18 protein-coding genes are annotated in these 16,604 nt (G+C 65.5%); 13 read left to right on the top strand and 5 right to left on the bottom strand.

What is annotated here, in order from left to right; all coding sequences use genetic code 11:
• The first annotated feature begins 2 nt into the window (after window positions 1-2).
• Window positions 3-434 (top strand): hypothetical protein, encoded by a 432-nt coding sequence (locus QZZ33_RS00745; protein ID WP_291377555.1) that lies wholly within the window; start codon window positions 3-5, stop codon window positions 432-434.
• A 7-nt stretch (window positions 435-441) separates the two neighbouring features.
• Here the strand turns inward: QZZ33_RS00745 and QZZ33_RS00740 are convergent, their stop codons facing one another.
• A complete protein-coding gene (locus tag QZZ33_RS00740) occupies window positions 442-1,995 on the bottom strand; it encodes a diguanylate cyclase (protein WP_291377554.1) in 1,554 nt (517 codons plus the stop codon).
• A 103-nt stretch (window positions 1,996-2,098) separates the two neighbouring features.
• Window positions 2,099-2,908, bottom strand: a complete 810-nt coding sequence (locus tag QZZ33_RS00735) for an inositol monophosphatase family protein (RefSeq protein WP_291377553.1) — start codon at window positions 2,906-2,908, stop codon at window positions 2,099-2,101.
• A gap of 507 nt (window positions 2,909-3,415) precedes the next feature.
• Between QZZ33_RS00735 and QZZ33_RS00730 the strand changes: the two genes are divergently transcribed.
• From QZZ33_RS00730 to QZZ33_RS00690, 9 genes are all read left to right on the top strand, one after another.
• A complete protein-coding gene (locus QZZ33_RS00730) occupies window positions 3,416-3,874 on the top strand; it encodes a hypothetical protein (protein WP_291377552.1) in 459 nt (152 codons plus the stop codon).
• 80 nt (window positions 3,875-3,954) lie between these two features.
• On the top strand, window positions 3,955-5,406 hold the full coding sequence (locus QZZ33_RS00725) for an RHS repeat-associated core domain-containing protein (protein WP_291377551.1): 1,452 nt from the start codon (window positions 3,955-3,957) through the stop codon (window positions 5,404-5,406).
• Window positions 5,403-5,879 (top strand): hypothetical protein, encoded by a 477-nt coding sequence (locus tag QZZ33_RS00720; RefSeq protein ID WP_291377550.1) that lies wholly within the window; start codon window positions 5,403-5,405, stop codon window positions 5,877-5,879. The genes QZZ33_RS00725 and QZZ33_RS00720 overlap by 4 nt, the downstream gene beginning before the upstream one ends.
• Before the next feature lie 50 nt (window positions 5,880-5,929).
• Entirely contained in the window at window positions 5,930-6,694 is a 765-nt protein-coding gene (locus QZZ33_RS00715) for a hypothetical protein (protein ID WP_291377549.1), read from the top strand.
• Between the two features lie 59 nt (window positions 6,695-6,753).
• The gene (locus QZZ33_RS00710; RefSeq protein WP_291377548.1) at window positions 6,754-7,227 is read left to right on the top strand and encodes a hypothetical protein; all 474 of its coding nucleotides are present in this window, start codon (window positions 6,754-6,756) and stop codon (window positions 7,225-7,227) included.
• 634 nt (window positions 7,228-7,861) lie between these two features.
• Window positions 7,862-8,047: a hypothetical protein gene (locus QZZ33_RS00705; RefSeq protein WP_291377547.1), complete on the top strand. Its 186-nt coding sequence runs from the start codon at window positions 7,862-7,864 to the stop codon at window positions 8,045-8,047.
• A gap of 298 nt (window positions 8,048-8,345) precedes the next feature.
• Complete coding sequence (locus QZZ33_RS00700; protein WP_291377546.1) at window positions 8,346-8,762, top strand: hypothetical protein; 417 nt, start codon at window positions 8,346-8,348, stop codon at window positions 8,760-8,762.
• A 144-nt stretch (window positions 8,763-8,906) separates the two neighbouring features.
• Window positions 8,907-9,389: a hypothetical protein gene (locus QZZ33_RS00695; RefSeq protein ID WP_291377545.1), complete on the top strand. Its 483-nt coding sequence runs from the start codon at window positions 8,907-8,909 to the stop codon at window positions 9,387-9,389.
• 242 nt (window positions 9,390-9,631) lie between these two features.
• Window positions 9,632-11,149, top strand: a complete 1,518-nt coding sequence (locus QZZ33_RS00690) for an HNH endonuclease signature motif containing protein (RefSeq protein WP_291377544.1) — start codon at window positions 9,632-9,634, stop codon at window positions 11,147-11,149.
• Between the two features lie 82 nt (window positions 11,150-11,231).
• Here QZZ33_RS00690 and rsgA read toward each other — a convergent pair whose 3' ends face one another.
• Entirely contained in the window at window positions 11,232-12,251 is a 1,020-nt protein-coding gene (rsgA, locus tag QZZ33_RS00685) for a ribosome small subunit-dependent GTPase A (protein WP_291377543.1), read from the bottom strand.
• Between the two features lie 93 nt (window positions 12,252-12,344).
• Between rsgA and QZZ33_RS00680 the strand changes: the two genes are divergently transcribed.
• Entirely contained in the window at window positions 12,345-13,343 is a 999-nt protein-coding gene (locus tag QZZ33_RS00680) for a Gfo/Idh/MocA family oxidoreductase (RefSeq protein ID WP_291377542.1), read from the top strand.
• A 26-nt stretch (window positions 13,344-13,369) separates the two neighbouring features.
• Here the strand turns inward: QZZ33_RS00680 and aroA are convergent, their stop codons facing one another.
• Both aroA and QZZ33_RS00670 read right to left on the bottom strand, forming a co-directional pair.
• Window positions 13,370-14,722, bottom strand: coding sequence for a 3-phosphoshikimate 1-carboxyvinyltransferase (gene aroA / locus QZZ33_RS00675; RefSeq protein WP_366475305.1), 1,353 nt, complete (start codon window positions 14,720-14,722; stop codon window positions 13,370-13,372).
• Window positions 14,719-15,207, bottom strand: coding sequence for a hypothetical protein (locus QZZ33_RS00670; protein ID WP_291377541.1), 489 nt, complete (start codon window positions 15,205-15,207; stop codon window positions 14,719-14,721). The genes aroA and QZZ33_RS00670 overlap by 4 nt, the downstream gene beginning before the upstream one ends.
• Window positions 15,208-15,382: 175 nt before the next feature.
• Between QZZ33_RS00670 and QZZ33_RS00665 the strand changes: the two genes are divergently transcribed.
• Both QZZ33_RS00665 and rsrA read left to right on the top strand, forming a co-directional pair.
• Window positions 15,383-15,961: a sigma-70 family RNA polymerase sigma factor gene (locus tag QZZ33_RS00665; protein WP_291377540.1), complete on the top strand. Its 579-nt coding sequence runs from the start codon at window positions 15,383-15,385 to the stop codon at window positions 15,959-15,961.
• 72 nt (window positions 15,962-16,033) lie between these two features.
• Window positions 16,034-16,279 carry a mycothiol system anti-sigma-R factor gene (rsrA, locus tag QZZ33_RS00660; protein WP_291377539.1) on the top strand — a complete coding sequence of 82 codons (246 nt, stop codon included), beginning with the start codon at window positions 16,034-16,036 and terminating at the stop codon, window positions 16,277-16,279.
• The last annotated feature ends 325 nt before the right edge of the window (window positions 16,280-16,604 follow it).

The following is a 16,604-nucleotide window of genomic DNA, read 5'->3' as shown; positions in this document are numbered from 1 at the left end:
ACATGAGGGTCTACATCCCCGCCACGGTGGACGAACTTGCACTCCAGACGTCCGGCCAGTGGGAGCCCCAACGCGCCTTCGCCGTGACGGACTTGTTGCGAGAGGCCATAGCCGCACTTGACGAAGACGAGTTGGTCGAGTTCGCGATCGACGCCGCCGCGATGGCCTCGGCGCTCGACGGAGGGTCGCGTTTGCGCGCCGTCATTGCCGCCGACGTCTCCAGAGCCGATGCCGTCCCTGACGCGGTGACGCACCCTGCGGCGGTGCTGGTGGCTGGCCGTCTTGATCCCGCCGCGATCGCGTGCGTATTCGTGGACGAGGAAGATGCGGCGAGCGACGCCAAGGCCGCTGCGGCTGGCGACGACGACGCTGCAGAGAGGCTCGCCGACCGCACCCTGCTCTGGTATGACCTCGCCGAGGTGCTGGGGGACTGAGCCTCCGCTAGGCGCTCTCGGCGACCCACGTTCGGTCGCGGTCCGCGGCCTTGGCGCGGTACAAGGCTGCATCGGCCGCGTCAATGAGTTTGGAGGCGTCGATGTTGCCTGGCGCGCACGAGGCGACGCCCGCGCTCGCGGTGAGAGTGATGACGCCCTCGCGCGTGCGCACCTCGACGGCTGCACACGCAGCCCGTATGGCGTCGGCGCGCGCGGCGGCCTCCGCCGCCGTGAGTCCCGGCAACAAGGCGATGAACTCCTCGCCGCCGAATCGCGCGATCAGGCCAGGGGGCGTGGCGGCCTCCATGGCCTTCGCCACTGCGGCGAGCACGCGGTCGCCCACGGAGTGCCCCCACGTATCGTTGACGGCCTTGAAGTGGTCGAGGTCCACCATTGCGATGCTGAGCGGAGTGGAGTGCTTCTCGCATTCTTCGACCAGTTCCGGCAGGCGTTCCATGACGAATCTGCGGTTGTGGAGCCCGGTTCCCTCATCGCGCAGCGCCTGGTTGGCGAGCTCGGCCCTCAGCTCCTCATTCGCGCTTGCCTCGCGCGCAAGTTGATTGTGGATGCGCGCGAGTTCACGGCGCTGCATCGTGGATTGCGTGACGTCTCTGGCGCGGACGGTGCGCCCCAGGTACCTCCCGCCCGGGTCCGTGAGGTCGTTGGTGGCGATGTCCAGAACCAACGGTGTGCCCCGCACGACCACGTCGTGTTCGCCGGGAGTGCCCGCCACCCGAGAAAGCGCAGGGAACACCTCGTGGAATGGCAGGGATGGTGCATTGACAACGTGTTCGTCGAGACCGGCGAGGGCTCGAGCCTTCGCGTTCGTGTCCACCACGTTGCCGCGGGAGTCGATGACAAACACGGCATCGACGAGTTGCTCGAATACCTCGTGCCTGGCGATGGGCGCAAGGTCGGCGAAGCCGCCGCGCACCACCGCGACGTACAGCGCCGCCGCGGTGAACGCGAAGCCCAGCGGCGTGATGTCGGGGCCGCCAGGATCGATGAACACGACCTTGCCTAGGTTGATGATGAACGGGACCACCCAGGCGACAATCAGCATGGCCAGGCGCCCCCGCGCGAGCAGCGGGATGTGGGCCCTGGCGTGGACCATCTCCAGCAAGGCGCTCATGAGCAGGAGGTAGCTCACGGCGACGTGTACCCAGAACACCGGCCCGTACTGAAGGCCGTCGCCGTTGTCGATTGCCACGAGTGCGCGCAGTTCGGGGATCGTGGCGGCGAGCACGGTCGCCATGGGGTGTCCGCTCATGGTGACGATGGCGCGCACGCTGGGCCGCCACGACGCGTCGCTCAAGGCCCACACCAATACCCGCACAGACGCGACGACGGACGCGGCCGCCGGCATCGTCCACGCCAGCATTCTCTGGAGGTCCTCTGGCTGGACGATCACGCCCCACACCGCCAGAGCGGTCCAAGCAAGGATGGAAAGGATGAGAGCGAGCAGCGCCATGCTGGCAGGCGTGAGGCGGCCACGGCGCACAATCGCGATGCCCAGCGACACGACGCTCACAGCGGAGGCCGCGTAGGCAACTATCAGCACGATGTGCGCCATTGGAGTGCTCGGACCTCCCTACGAGTGGGATACGCCCGTCCTATCGGCATCGCTGCCCCCCAAGTGAGGGGCACGCCGTATGAAGTTTGTCCTAGTTCTGGCCGAGTAGCGCGACGACGGCGTGGTGAAGGGAGCCGTTGCTGGCGAGGGCGTCCGCCCCGAAGGGGCCAGGAACGCCCGCAAGGGAGGTGAAGCTCCCGCCGGCCTCGGTGACGATGGGCACCAGGGCCACCATGTCGTGCAGCGCCAACTCCGGTTCGCAGGCCACGTCTACCAGGCCTTCCGCCACCATCATGTAGCTCCAGAAGTCGCCGAAGGCGCGCGTGCGCCTGGCCGTGCGCGTCAACTCCAGGAACGGTTCGAGGAGGCCGCGTGCCTCCCAGCCGGAGAGCGAACTGAAGGACACCGACGCGTCGGCGAGGGCGGTGACGGAAGAGACGGCAAGGCGCTGCGGCGCCGTGGGAAAGCCATTGAGGCGCGTGACCCCCCACGCTCCGTCGCCGCGCGACGCATACCACCGCCTGCCTAGGGCGGGGGCGCTGACCACGCCCACCACGGCGTCGTCCCCGTCCAGGAGGCCGATGAGCGTGGCCCAGGCAGGCACGCCGCGCACAAAATTCTTGGTGCCGTCGATCGGGTCGACCACCCAGCGTCGGCCGCCTGCGGAGTTCTTGTCCGTCCCTGCCGTGACGCCAAATTCCTCGCCGACGATGGTGTCGCCTGGCCTTGCTGTGGCGAGGCGGTCACGGACCAGTTGCTCGGCGGCGCGGTCGATCGCGGTGACGGGGGTGTCGTCCGGCTTGAGCTCCACGGCGAAGTCGCCTTGGGAGCCAGCGATGGTGAGGGCGTCCACCTCGTCGGCGATGCTGAGGGCGAGGGCAAGGTCATCGGCGTAGGCCATGGGGCCAGGGTAGTTGTTGCCGCGGCGATTCCGGACTAGGACCGGCACCTGAGGAAGCCGCGCTCGGTGACCTCGGCCTCGGAGTCGGTGGCGAAGGTGCGGGTTGGGATCTCGCGACCGATCAAGGTGTCAGGGCGGTGTGTGCAGGCAGTTTGTTGAGCCTGTGCCCATCTGCGCTCACTGCCCAGGCTCTTGGTGGCTGGGCTCTCGAGAATGTGGCCAGCACCGGCTACCAGAACCAACTAGCGTGTGCTGAGTGGGGTGAGCATTGCGTGGAAGCTCCGCAGCCAACTCTCTACAACGTGAAGGATCCAGATGGCAACCCCATGTGACGGGGGTGGTATCGCGAGCCACAGCGACCGAATGAAGCGTGGTTACGCTAGGCGCGTGCATCACCCGAGTTTGTGGATTCTCTGTGCCAGCGCATCAATCGGAACCGTCGGCTGTTCTGGACTCGTCGATCAGTTCGACCCTCAATCGTATGACGTCGACGCTGTCCGTGTGCTCATGGTTCGCACCGGAGCAGACGAGTTGACAGGCTTCGTACCAGCGTGTCCAGGTGACGAGATCAACATTGGTGTTGGTGCGGACCAGGACCTTGTTGACGACTCGGACGTGTCCATCATCGATCACGAAGGACGATTTGCTGGTGCGAATCCGGGGGTAGTCGAGTTCACACTGTCTCCGCAGGCGGTGAACTCCGGCGCGCTGACGGACTCAGTGCCCCTTTCTGACTTCTCAACCGGTTACGCGCTTCCGGTGGAGGACCTCGCAGGGGTAGGTGAGTTCTACGTGTCTACGTCGAGGACGTACGCAAGCGCAAGGCTCTACGAGGGAGATCTTCCCGAACTTGGCTCGGCGTGGCTCTTCGAAGGCGCGGGCTTTGAGACCGTCGTCGACGTAGACATCGACAGGGAAAGGGACCTGCTGGTGCAGTCCGCGGAGTGCGACGCCTCGCCCCGCTGACGTCGCGAGTGGGGCTCCAGACGCCCGAGCATCTGCAGCCACGTCCGCATGCAGCGGTCGGGGCGGTCGTGGGACTCAGCGTGAGTGTGCCGGACGGGCCAGCCACGGTTGGTGGGGCGCGGGTGTATGTGTATGACGCGTCGGGTCAACGGGTGGCGCAGGTGCAGGTCAGTGAGTTGACCACGGAGGCGTCACCGGTGGCGGCGAGTGTGTATGTGGGGGATGTGCAGGTCGACGATGCCGATGCGGCCGTGCCTGGTGGGGTGACGGGCACGAGGTTTGTCACGTTTGGTGGTGCGACGGTGGCGACGGTGACGGTCACCAATGGGGGTGAGCCTGACTGGGCGTTGCTGTTCGGTGACGTGCAAGGAAGCGCCCAAGTCGTGATGGGGTTGAACGTGGACCCGGCGTCGGCGACAGGGTTTGGGGCCGCATCGGTCACGGAAAGCATCCAGCGCACGGCGCATACCCCGTATGGGGCACGCCGTGGCACTGAGGACCTCGACATTGACCGTGGCTGGTTGGGTCAGGTGGAAGACACCGACACGGGGCTCACGTATCTGAATGCCCGCTACTACGACCCGGTGTTGTCCAGGTTCCTCAGCCCGGATCCGTTGATGGATCCGGGAGACCCGCGCACGTTGGACGCGTACCGGTACGCGGAGAACAACCCCGTGGCCTACACGGACGCGAGTGGGCTCAGGTCGATGTGTACGACGTCGGGCGGGCGCGCCGAGATGGACTGCATGGGCAGGGAGTCCAACGCGGGGGTGGACTACCACACCGGCAGCACCAAGGTGGTGAACTCACGGGCGAAGGTGAGGAGCGGACGCTACGGCGGCAACACCGGCCCAGGTGATGGGTCCGCGAGTCGATGGGATCCGGCGTCAGGCCCCTTGTTCGTGAGTACGGGCGTGGTGTCCTACGACGACACCTTCAGTTTCGATCACGAGGCGTCAACCGGTACGACGCTCGTCACGTCCACCGTTGACTGTGGCTCGGATGTGCACGCGGGCTTTGGCCAAGTCAACGACTACTGTGTCGGTCTGCTCAAGCAAAGGGCCATCCGGGACCTGCGTGAACGCGACGGCTGGTTCAACCGCTCTCTAGCCTGGTATGGCGACCACAGTGATGCGATCACCGCAACAATCGCAGTCGCAGGAGTCGCGGGCGGTTCCTACTCCCTCGGAAAGAGTCGCGCCGCCACCACGTCGGTCGAGCGTGTCCCGAACCCGGAGCCACAGCACCTTCCGAACGGAAGCCCGAACCGTGGGCCTGCGGCATGGGTCAACACCAGGGATAAGTCGGGGAATGTAGTCACACATTCATCGTCTCCGGGGGTTCACGCGGAGATCGCCGCCCAACGCGCCGTACCAGGTGCCCAAATGAGTGAGGTTTGGGGCTGGAGAGGCCCCACGAGTGCGCCCGTCTGGCAGAATATTCCCATCTGTCCACGATGCCAGGCGCAGCTCCCGCAGTCTCTGTTCCCGCCAGGTGTTCCCGCCGACGATGGCCCATGGGGGGCATCATGAGTTTCTCTCGAATGGTCCTCGATGCAATCGATTGGACTGCGACAGAAGTGATGCAAGGTAGCGGCACGGACCTGAAGAATGCAATCGCGACGTTTCTTGAGGCGGGGACGTCCGAGCAGGCGGCGGAACTCTGGTGGGGGCTCGAAGGGTCTGCCTTCGCCCAGAACACGTTGTACGGCGCTGCCGAACCGACCGTTGACGTGATGATGGCGGCACTTGCCGACCAGCCCCCTGGGCACCTAAGAGTCTGGATTCTGGAAGTACTTCGCTTCATCCTCACGGGCGCATCGGAAGACGATCCCGAACTTGCTGGACGGTGCAAAGCCGCCGCAATGCGAGGAGCATGGATGCTTGCGGTCGAAGCTCGTCGGACCGAAGAAGAGGCCGAAAGACAGGCGATACTGGAGGTACTGGATCACATAGACAGCAAGTTCTCGCCGCTACTTCGGGGCGTCGGGGGCGGTCTGCCCTAGGTCTGGACACAGAGGCGGGAGCATTCCCGCTGGCCAGCCCGGACCCGTTGATGGACCCGGGCGACCCGCGCACGTTGGACGCGTACCGGTACGCGGAGAACAACCCCGTGACCTACACGGACGCGAGTGGGTTGCGGATCACTGCGACGGACCGTACGAGGGGCAGCGCGGTCAACAACGAGGACAAGTTCTGGAACACGCACAAGGACCTCAACCCCGGCACAGGGAGGCAAAAGCCGGCGGTGCCGAAGCGTCCCACGAGGGTTCTCCCGGGCGCGTCGGAATCCCGTGACTCTGACGACGGGGCGCAGCAGATCATCGAGAGCGCGCCGACTGCTGACGATCTCGGCTTGAAGCCTCCATCGGTACACAAGGTGGCGACCGACCCTGATCGCCCATGGCTTCAGGTCTGGAACAGTTACGTGGATAGGTATCTCTACCACCGTGAGCTTCTGCTGGCTGACTTGCTTGGGGAACCTGCTGTGGCAAGCGATGGTTCGGTTCGCTATCCCTCGACCCAGATTCGCAGCAATGTGCAAACTGTCCCGGAATTGGCCGAGGTGGACTTCATACTGCGGGTATACGATGCGGGCTTTGGGGCGTACGCAGGCTCGGATGACTTTCTCGAACTCAATGGGAGCCTCGATATGCTTATGGAACCAGAGATTTCCACACAATGGGAACTCTGGGTCCACGAGAGTTACCGGCTCGATGCGCTAACGTCGGAGGGATTACTAGTCTTCGGGTCAAGCAAGTTGTTCGATCTGGCAATGGACAAGGCAACGAAAGTTCGAGGGAAGGGCAGCTTGACATGAGTGGATGTCGGACGAACACACAGCGAAACAAGCGCCCCACGTCGGCACTCTTGTCTCGAATGGCCCTGGTATCTCTCTTGGTTGCCGTTGCGGCGTGCAGTTCAACGGACAAACCGACCAAGCCAAGCATCGAGGATCTTGTGCTGGATCCCAAGGTGTTCGAAGTGTCACCCGCCGCATGCGGAGAGCTGCTTTCCAACTCCGTAGAATTCACGTCATTCACTACTTGCGCAGTCGCCTATCCGGATGTCGAGATGAATCAATCACAGGAGTGGATACTGAGCCGAGTAGAATTGGCCGATATATCCGTTGACGACGCTGTGTGCGGAATAACGCTCGACTCCCGCCTGTCATGCACATTCTTCGGCGATGCTCTTGACGGCACGCCTCGATTTGTGATCGCAAGCTTTGTTCCGCTCGACTTGCGCGAGCCCGAGAACGGTTCTCGCCTGGAACTCGCGTTGGGCGAGGGGGCGTTGGATCCGGATGAGTATCGGGAGTTGGCCGACTCTTGGCTCGAACTCACGACGTGATTGATGACCTTCTGATGAGCACAGTAACGATGCGATGGAGCCTTCGGCGTCCCGTCGAGTAGTTCGCGTTGATGCCACCATGGGTGCGAATCGGGGTAAGACGTCCCGTCGCGCTCATGTGGAGGCAAGCGGCCAAGACCCGAGCACCGCATCGTCAGCGATGACGCACGCTACCGTCGTCGATGGTGGCGCCTTGGCGTCGGCGAAGCTCTCCGTCGTGGCGGTGGACGTGGACTACCCTTGACCAGGACCACCGCTGACCTTGGGGGGGTGATTGATCATGCGATTGAAGCGTCTACCCCGGCGGGAACCGCTCTCGCGGGCGATCCGACGGGGTTCAGAAGTCGCCCTGTTGTTCCTTGGGGGGCCTGCGCTCGTGTGGGTGGTTGCGATTGATGCCGTGCCAGGTGGCGACGGATCCTGCGCTCACGCACGTTGATATTGGCCCTTCGTCTCTGGACGACATCCTCGAGACTATCCGGAAGATCCAGGAGGTTGGTTAATGCTCACCGATCCGTTGTGGGGGAGCACTCTAGACCGCATCGCTTTTGATGTCTGCACGCAGAGTCTTGCCATCTTCGTGCACGTGACCCGCGGAGCCGTGTCGACTCGCCATGAGCTGAACCTGAGTGGCGTGACCGATTTCCACTTCGTGAACTCGATCCCCGGTCCATGGGAGTACGTGGAGCTCACAGAACTTCATTTCGAGAGGGACCCCTCGTCAGACTCGTGGACCTTCGCGTTACTTCTCTGGTCAGACGACTCGAGCATGACCGGTCGATGTGTTGCCGTGACCCTGGACGGTGCGGACCTCAACTAGCGAAGATGTGCGACGGGGTACGCCAGGCGGCCTTGTTGCCTGCGTCGTCGTTGGAAGTGTCGTTGTTCATTGATGCGGGGGACCGGACCAACAACACGACGGCTTTGGGGTCGGCTCCCCGCGACTACAGGGACCCGCGAAAGACTGGAGAGGGTTGGGAAGCATGTCTAGGCGGAAAAGTCCCGTCGCAATGTGGCTTGGAGTCCTCCTCGTCGGTTTGTCGGCTTGCAGTGCAGGCGGTGGCGACTACGTTGAGCCGGAACTCGCGGCCTTGAACGGTCCATGGAGTGGTACAAGCGTGGACTGCTCCGAGACTCCGGTATGGATCGGCATAGAGAACGAGCCGGGGGTGCTTGCTGCATCTTGTGCCAAGTACGCCCCCGTTGACGCGATCGGCGGCACGTCCGCGCTGATGGAGGAGTTGGAGTCCGCTGTCGTCGCCGCGTACCCCACCGCCGTTCTCGTCGACCAGTCCTGTGGCACCAACTCGTTGCAACTTGAGTACGCCCTGCGGACGTGCTCAGCCGAGTTTACGTTGGACCGTGAGTCCACCTCTCGGCTGAAGGTGCTGGCGTACGTGGAGGCAACACCAGAGGTGATCGCATCTTTGCTCGAACGGCACAACGCCAAAGGTGAACTCTCGCTCAGCGACTACGCTGGCGTTGAACTCACCGCGTGGGTAGCGGTTGCGTGGGGAGATCCGACAGGCCTATAGGCAGCCTGCGGTGATCCGCCACTCCGGGCTCGTTGCGGGGGCGTGCGGGGCTGCCGAGGGTATCGGTGACTCGCGAGCTTGGGCCGTGAGGGCGACCGATGGGTTCATGATGGTCTCGTATTGGGTCCGCCGGAAGGAGCGTCAATGGCGTCCACACAACCGCGCAGTATCCAGGTGCGTGCCCGACTCGCCTGGGTCGGTTTGGCGTGCGCCTTGCCGTTGCTGGCATCGTGCGCGAGTTCTTCGGGCGCTGGCACTGGCACCGGCGCACCAGAACTCTTCGGCGACTGGATTGACCTGAAGCGCACTGGTGCCCGAATCTCGTTGGACCCCAACGGAACGGCTACGGTCGCGGACGTAGAAATCGCGCCCGCAGGCGATTGCGACCCGGCGAGACTTGAACGAGTGACCGCCTCTGGCGAGTGGTTCGTTGACGATCACAACTTTGTCGTAGTGAGCGTGCCGGAGGGAGAGATCGTCCTGATCCCGTCGCAAAGGTTTGGGATCGCCGACTGGGAGGCGTTCTTTGCTGGGCCTTGTGGCCATGGGACCGCAAAGGGCATGTGGGTTGAGTTCATAGGCGGCGACCATTCGGCGACGAGCGGTCAACAATCGCCCGGCGACTGATCGAGGCCCTTGTCGCGCGGAGCGATGAGAATCCAACACGGCGTCCGCGCACGGGACCGGGCCAGGAACCCCCGGGCGCCCACCAACCTTGCCGCAGCGGTGTTCGTCGAGGGCGACGTCGACGGCGGGGTGTGCGGTTGGGCGTGGGGCGCGGCGTCGTGCCCAGGCGGGGTTTGGTAGGGCTGTCCACAGGTCATCGTGCCTGGTAAGCGCATGTCAGGGGGTGGTGGTTGACTGGTTTCATGACAAACCAGGGTGCGTCGTTAGACGTGGCACAGATCGACCAGGCCAGTAGCCTCGTCGGTGCTGTCGCGCGTGTGGACGTGGCGGGTTTGTCCGAGGAAGACTTCCTGGGGGCGTACGACGCCGTGGCCAGGTTGGGCAGGTTGACCGACGCCCTGCGGGCACGTTTCGCTGGTGATGCCGCACGACGCTCGACCCCAGAGCTGCCCGGCGGTGGGCTCGCGCGGCGGCAGGGTTTTGGCAACGCCGGGGCGATGGTCGCGTCCGTCACGGGTGGCTCCCAAGCTGGTGCGTGGAGGTCCATCGAAGCGGGCAGGGCGTTCATTGCCGAACCCACGCTGCTTTCCGAGTCCGATTCCACTCCGCCCGATTCCACTCCGCCCGATCCCTCCGAAGGTGATCAGGCGCTAACGCCACCGGCGCCCCGTTACCCGGCCATCACTGCGGCCTCGATAGCGGGCGACTTGTCCACGGATGTGGCCGCGATCATCACTGCGGGACTTGAACAACTCACAGACCGTGTTCCCGGTGAACAACTGCATGCACTGGAGCAACGCCTCGTAGCCAAGGCGGTGCGCCTCACGGTGAAGGAGGTGCGACAGTTAGTTGCCCGGGAGGTCGCGAAGGCCGATCTGGCCGGTCACACGGAACGTGAGAAGCATCAACACGCTGAGAGGTATCTGTCCTGGACCGAAGACCACACAGGGATGGTGACCCTGAACGGTCGCTTGGACGCGGTCACGGCGGCACCGATTCGCACAGTGTTGGAACAGTTGGTCACCCACCAGCTCCGAGCCCGACGTGACCGCGACCCTCAAGAGCAGGATCACCGCACGCCCGCTCAGATGCGTGCAGACGCCCTGCATGACTTGGCCCGCCATGCGTTGGGCTGCAAGGAAACCACCAGCTCGGGGGTGCGCACCACCATTGTGGTGCGCATGAACCTGTCAGACCTGAACAGTGGCGTGGGGCTGGGCAGCATCGACGGCACATCAAAGCCCGTTTCCGTGAGTGAACTACGCCGCCTCGCAGGTGACGCAGAAGTGATACCCCACGTCCTCGGTGGGCCCAGTGAGGTCCTCGACCAAGGACGCAACGTCCGCATGTTCACGAAGGCCCAACGCCTGGCGTTGTTGGAACGGGACGGGGGTTGTGCGAAGTGTCACGCACCACCAGAACACTGCGAAGCCCACCACATCGTGTGGTGGGAACACGGCGGGAGATCAGACCTGAACAACGGCGTCATGTTGTGCACCAGATGTCACCACGACGTCCACCGACAACACTGGGGCATCAAAATCAAGGGTGACCGAGTCTGGTTCATCCCACCACCCCACATCGACCCCACCCAGACGCCACGACTCGGCGGACTCGCCACAGTCACCCTCGGCAACAGTGGAACAGGACCCAGCGACGGCGCAGGCAACGGGCGCGACGACGCGCCCGCCAAACCCCCTCGCGAGAACTCCGTCTCCACCACGGACACACGGGAGAACTCTGCCCGCGAAGCCGCCTGAACTGACCACTCGGGAGAACTCTGCCCCAAACGCCGCGTGACTCCGGGGGTGCGGCCGCGGCCGAGTCCCGGGGCACACAGCGCTAGTACGAATCGCCCGACGCCCGCGAGACCAGCAGCCGCCTGATCGAGTCCAGCTTCACGGCCCTGTCGGGGTTGTCGCCCACCCACTCGTCCAGCGCGCAACCGTCGGCGGCGCTCAGGTGGGTGCAGCCACGCGGGCAGTGCTCCGCCTCGTAGTCGGCCACGTCGGGGAAGGCGCTCATCATGTGTTCTGGGTCCACGTGGGCAAGCCCAAAAGATCGAATACCAGGGGTGTCGATGATCCACCCCCCGCTGGGAACCTCAAGCATCAGGGACGAAGTAGACGTGTGCCGCCCTCGCCCCGTCACGTCGTTGACCCGCCCCACGGCGCGGTCAGCGGCGGGCGCCAACGCGTTCACCAGCGTCGACTTGCCCACCCCAGACGGCCCCACAAACACCGTCTTGGAGTCGACCAGGGCCGCGCGCAGCAACCGGAAGCCGGGGTCAGCCTCCGGCCCGCCCTCGCGCATCACGGACGTCTCGACCACAGTGACACCCAACGGCTCGTACAAAGCCCGCATCGCGTCGGCCGTGGTGAGATCCGCCTTGGTCAGCACCAGCAGCGCGCCCATCCCAGCGTCGAAGGCGGCCACCAGGCAGCGGTCGATGATGCGCGGATTGGGCTCCGGGTCGGCGACGGCCGCGATGATGGCGAGCTGGTCCGCGTTCGCGACCACCACGCGCTCGGCGGTGTCCGTGTCGTCGGCTGTGCGGCGCAAGGAGTTGACGCGCTCGTAGCGACGCACAATGCGGGCCAAGGTGTCGGGCGTGCCCGAGGCGTCCCCCACCAACCCGATGCGGTCGCCCACCACCAGCCCGCGGCGGCCCAGTTCGCGCGCCTTAACGGCCATGACGATCGGGCCAGCATCGGTGCGCACGGTGTAACGGCCGCGGTCCACCACCACCACAAAGCCGTCCACGGCGTCGTCATGGGCGGGCCGAAGCTTGGACCGGGGGCGCGAACTACGCGAGGGGCGCACTTTGGCGTCCGATTCGTCGTAGTGGCTCCAGTCAGTCACGCGCCCGCCGGTGATTCCGTCATGCTCAGAGACTAGCGATCCCCGGCGGCTAGTGTGGAGATGGTCCGAGCGAGTGCAACGGAGGATTCGACGATGAACGACGTGACGACGAACGAGGTTCTCAGGATCGCCGTGGTGGGGGCCGGAGGCTGGGGCGCCCAGCACGCCCGAATCGTGTCGCGGCGTCGCGACACCGAACTGGTGGGCATCGTGGGGCGTGACCCGGACCGCACGGCCGCTCGCGCGGCGGACTTCGACACGACGCCGTTCACCGACCTGGACACGATGCTGGATGAGGCACGGCCAGACCTGGTCACCGTCTGCCTGCCCAACGAGGCGCACTACGAGCCGACGCTGCACCTCCTCCAACGCGGCATCCCGCTGCTGGTAGAGAAGCCCCTCGTCTTCGACCTTGACGAGGCCGACGCGCTGCTCGCCGAGGCCGAGAAGCAGAGCCTGTTCTTCGCGATCAACCTCAACCACCGCTACGCGGAACCGGTCAAGCGCGCCAAGGCGGCGATCGACGCTGGCGAGTTGGGAGACGTCGTGTTCGCCACGTGGCGCTTTGGCGGCGAGCCGAACTTTGGCACCAGCCCCCACGCCAACCTCATCGAGACCCAGGTGCACGGCCTCGACATGCTCGAGCAGTTGTGCGGCCCCATCAGTTCCGTCGCCGCGCAGATGACCGACATGACGCGCCCCGGCGTGTACACGACGCTCGCGGTGGCGCTGCAGTTCGCCTCCGGCGCGGTGGGCTCCCTGGTCGGGTCCTACGACTCGTCCTACGCCTACCCAGACGCCCACGTGGTGGAGGTCAACGGCACCGCCGGCAGGCTCATCATCGAGGACACCGTCAAGCGGCTCACGGTGTCGACGGCCGGCGACGAGACGCGGCAGGTGTGGGAGCCCGGCTACTTCAACGACGAGGCCCGCACGTTCGAGTACACGTTTGACAGGCACTTCGACGCAGTGGTCGCGGCCTTCCGGGCAGGCGAGCAGCCGCCTGTGCACGCCAGGGAGGGACGACGCGCGCTCGAGTTGGCGACGGCCATCATCCGGTCCTTCGAGGAGGGCGTGCGGGTCGAGGTGTAGCGGCGCCGACGGTGGGCAAAGGCTGGCTAGGAGTCGCTGAGCATCCGCGCCCACAGGCGCGGGAAGTCGGGCATGGTCTTGGCCGTGGTTCCCACGTTGATGACGCGCGTGCCAGGCACCACCAGCCCCACGATGGCAGCGAAGGTCGCCATGCGGTGGTCGTGATACGTCTCCAGGTCGGCGCCTGAGAGGCCCCCGCCAGGAGCGTCGGGCGTGGGGGCACCGGCGAACTCAAGCGCATCGGCACCCGCCTCGCACGTGCCGCCCATGCGCGCCACCTCCGTGGCGATGGCGGCAAGCCTGTCCGTCTCGTGGCCACGCAGGTGCCCGATGCCCGTGAGCACCGACGGACCCGTGGCGAGAGCGCACAGCGCAGCGATGGTGGGCGTGATCTCGCCGGCGGGGGAGAGGTCGGCCTCGATGCCACGCACCTCGCCGGTGCCCGTCACGGTCATCACGTCGCCCTCGAGCTCGCAGGTGGCTCCCATGCGTTCCAAGAGCTCCGGGTACAGCGCGCCCGGCTGCGTGGTGACGGCGGGCCAGCCAGGGATGCGCACCGTGCCGCCAGCGGCCAGCGCCGCGGCCATGAAGGGCCCCGCATTGGAGAGGTCCGGCTCCACCCGCACGTCGCCCAGTCTCAGCGCGCCTGGGTGAACCACCCAGGTGCGCTCGTCAGGCTGGTCCACGCGCACGCCAGCGGAGCGCAGCGTCTCGCACGTCATGTCGATGTGCGGAAGGCTCGGCAACACCTCGCCCACGTGGCGCACGGTGAGGCCGCCGGGAAGCCTGGGGGCGACCAGCAGCAACGCCGTCACAAACTGGGACGACGCCGAGGCGTCCACGTCCACCGCGTCCGGGACGGTGGTGGGCGGGGTGACGGAGAAGGGCAAGGTGCCCTGCCCGTCGTCGTCCACGACGGCGCCCAAGCCGCGCAGCGCATCGATGAGCGCCAACATGGGCCGCACGCGCGCGCCGGGATCCCCGTCAAAGGTGATGGGCCTGATGTCGCCAGCGAGGCCAGCCAACAAGGCGAGAGGGGGCACAAACCTCATGACCGTCCCAGCGAGCCCGCAGTCGATGTGCACGCCCCCGTGCATCGGTGCTGGGGTGATGGTCCACGCGTCGGCGCCCACGTCCACGGACACGCCCAGCGCACGCAGCGCCTCGATCATCAGAGCCGAATCGCGCGACACCAGACCGCCGCGCATCGTCACCGGGGCATCGGCGAGGGCCGCGAGCACCAGAAAGCGATTGGTCAGCGACTTGGAACCGGGGACCTCCACGGTCGCGTCCAGCGCCGTGTCGCCGTGCCGCACCGCATGCGCCGGGGCATCCCACACCTCGCCGGGACCGGTGCCCTGGCGGAGCGGAACCGTCACTTGCGCTTGCGTCCGGCCTTGGCCGCCTCGGCCTTAGCCTTCTCCGCCTTTGCCTTCGCCTTGGCCTTGCTCGCCTTCTTGCGCTTCATGTGCCCCGCGCTGTGTCCGGCGGTGGCGGCGAGCATGGCCCCGCCGAGCAAGGAGACGTTCTTCATGAACTGGTCGAGGGCCGCGTCCCTCTCGTCTCCCTCTGGCAGGCGCCAGAACGGCGCGCCGGTGGCGACCGTGACGGCCGCAAGTCCGGTCAGTGCCACGCCTGCGGTGCGGGGGGTTCTTGACAACGCCAGGACGGCGGCCGTCGCGGCGGTGGCGGCGCTGTGGACCCTCACCAGGGTCTCGACGGGAACCTCGACGCCGGCTTCTTTGAGGAGCGGCCCCACGACGGGTTCGGCCGCGACCGCACGTTCTTGAGGTTCGAGGGCATCGCGAATGCCTCCATAGATAAACCAAGAGGCCAACAGTGGACGGGCTAGTGAACGCATCATGCCTCCCAGACTACCCATGCCCGCGCAATCGCACACGGTGGGGAATGGGGACGCGTCATCAGGTGTTCTGTGAGGCATGACGATGCTGGCGGAAAGGTCGACGCGGCGCCGGGCCACGGGCCTGAACCGGCGAGCATTCCCTGCCCATCACCGTCGACCGGTAGGCTCAGCGGCGATGACCACCAACACCGAAGAATTCGACTTCGAAACCGATGCACTGGCCTTCATGGACCAGTTGTATGCCGCCGCGCTCAGAATGACGCGCAACGGCGCCGACGCTGAGGATCTGGTGCAGGAAACCTACGCCAAGGCCTTCGCCGCTCAAGACAAGTTCACCCCCGGCACCAACCTCAAGGCGTGGCTGTACCGCATCCAGACCAACGCCTTCATCAACACGTATCGCAAGAAGCAGCGCGAACCGAAGCGCACCGATGCAGACAACGTCGAGGATTGGCAGTTGGCCTCCGCCGCCACCCACCAGTCCTCCGGGCTCGCATCGGCCGAGCAGACCGCGCTCGACAGCATCGGAGACGACCAGGTGCGCAACGCGCTCGCCGAACTGTCCGAAGACTTCCGCATGGCCGTGTACTTGAGCGACGTCGAAGGCTTCGCCTACAAAGAGATCGCCGAGATCATGGACACCCCAGTGGGAACCGTGATGTCTCGCCTGCACCGCGGGCGTCGGCTGCTGCGCGAGAAGCTGCGCGAGTACGCGGCAGAGCACGGCATCTATGACCACAGGGCGGGGTCCTAGTGGTGAAGGCAATTCAGAGGATGTCCGCAGCGCAATGGAGCGCGTACGGTGCGTCGGTTGGGGAGGTGACACGTGACTAAGCGGCAATGCCAAGAGGCCGTGGATCGGTTGTTCGAGTTCATCGACGGCGAGTTGACTGATGAGGAGTTGTTGCGCATTGGCGCGCACCTCAAGGAATGCCCGCCGTGCGAGGCCGAACTCCGCATCAACGAGAAGATCCGGTTGCTGGTGTCGCAAGCCCACGGCGAGAAGGCACCCCACCAACTGCGCGAACGCGTGCTGAGCACCCTCAGGATGGCTCGGGAAGAGAGCGTTTAGCAGGAGTCTCGCGGCGGCGCAAGGGAGCGCACGCCCACGAACAAAGCCCGCGTCAACGGACGCGGGCCTTGTTGTCTCAGGGCCCTATGACCCTGCACGAATTAAGCGTTGGGACGCTTGCCGTGGTTGGCGCCGGACTTGGCGCGCGTCTTGCGCTTGCGACCGCGCTTGCTCATGGTGACTCCTTGGGGTTCGTTCGAGCGACCCTCCATCATTCCACATCGCTGGCCCACGCATGTCGCCCGCCTTGTAGGAGCCTGGGGCGCCACCCGCGTGCCCGACGCGTTAGCCTTCTCAAGTCAAGGTGCCGTGATGCCGATGGAGC

It is taken from the genome of Demequina sp. (genome assembly GCF_016278775.1).
Taxonomy (GTDB): domain Bacteria; phylum Actinomycetota; class Actinomycetes; order Actinomycetales; family Demequinaceae; genus Demequina.
The sequence above is the reverse complement of the archived record's forward strand: the minus strand, read 5'-3'. Positions and strand labels throughout refer to the sequence as shown.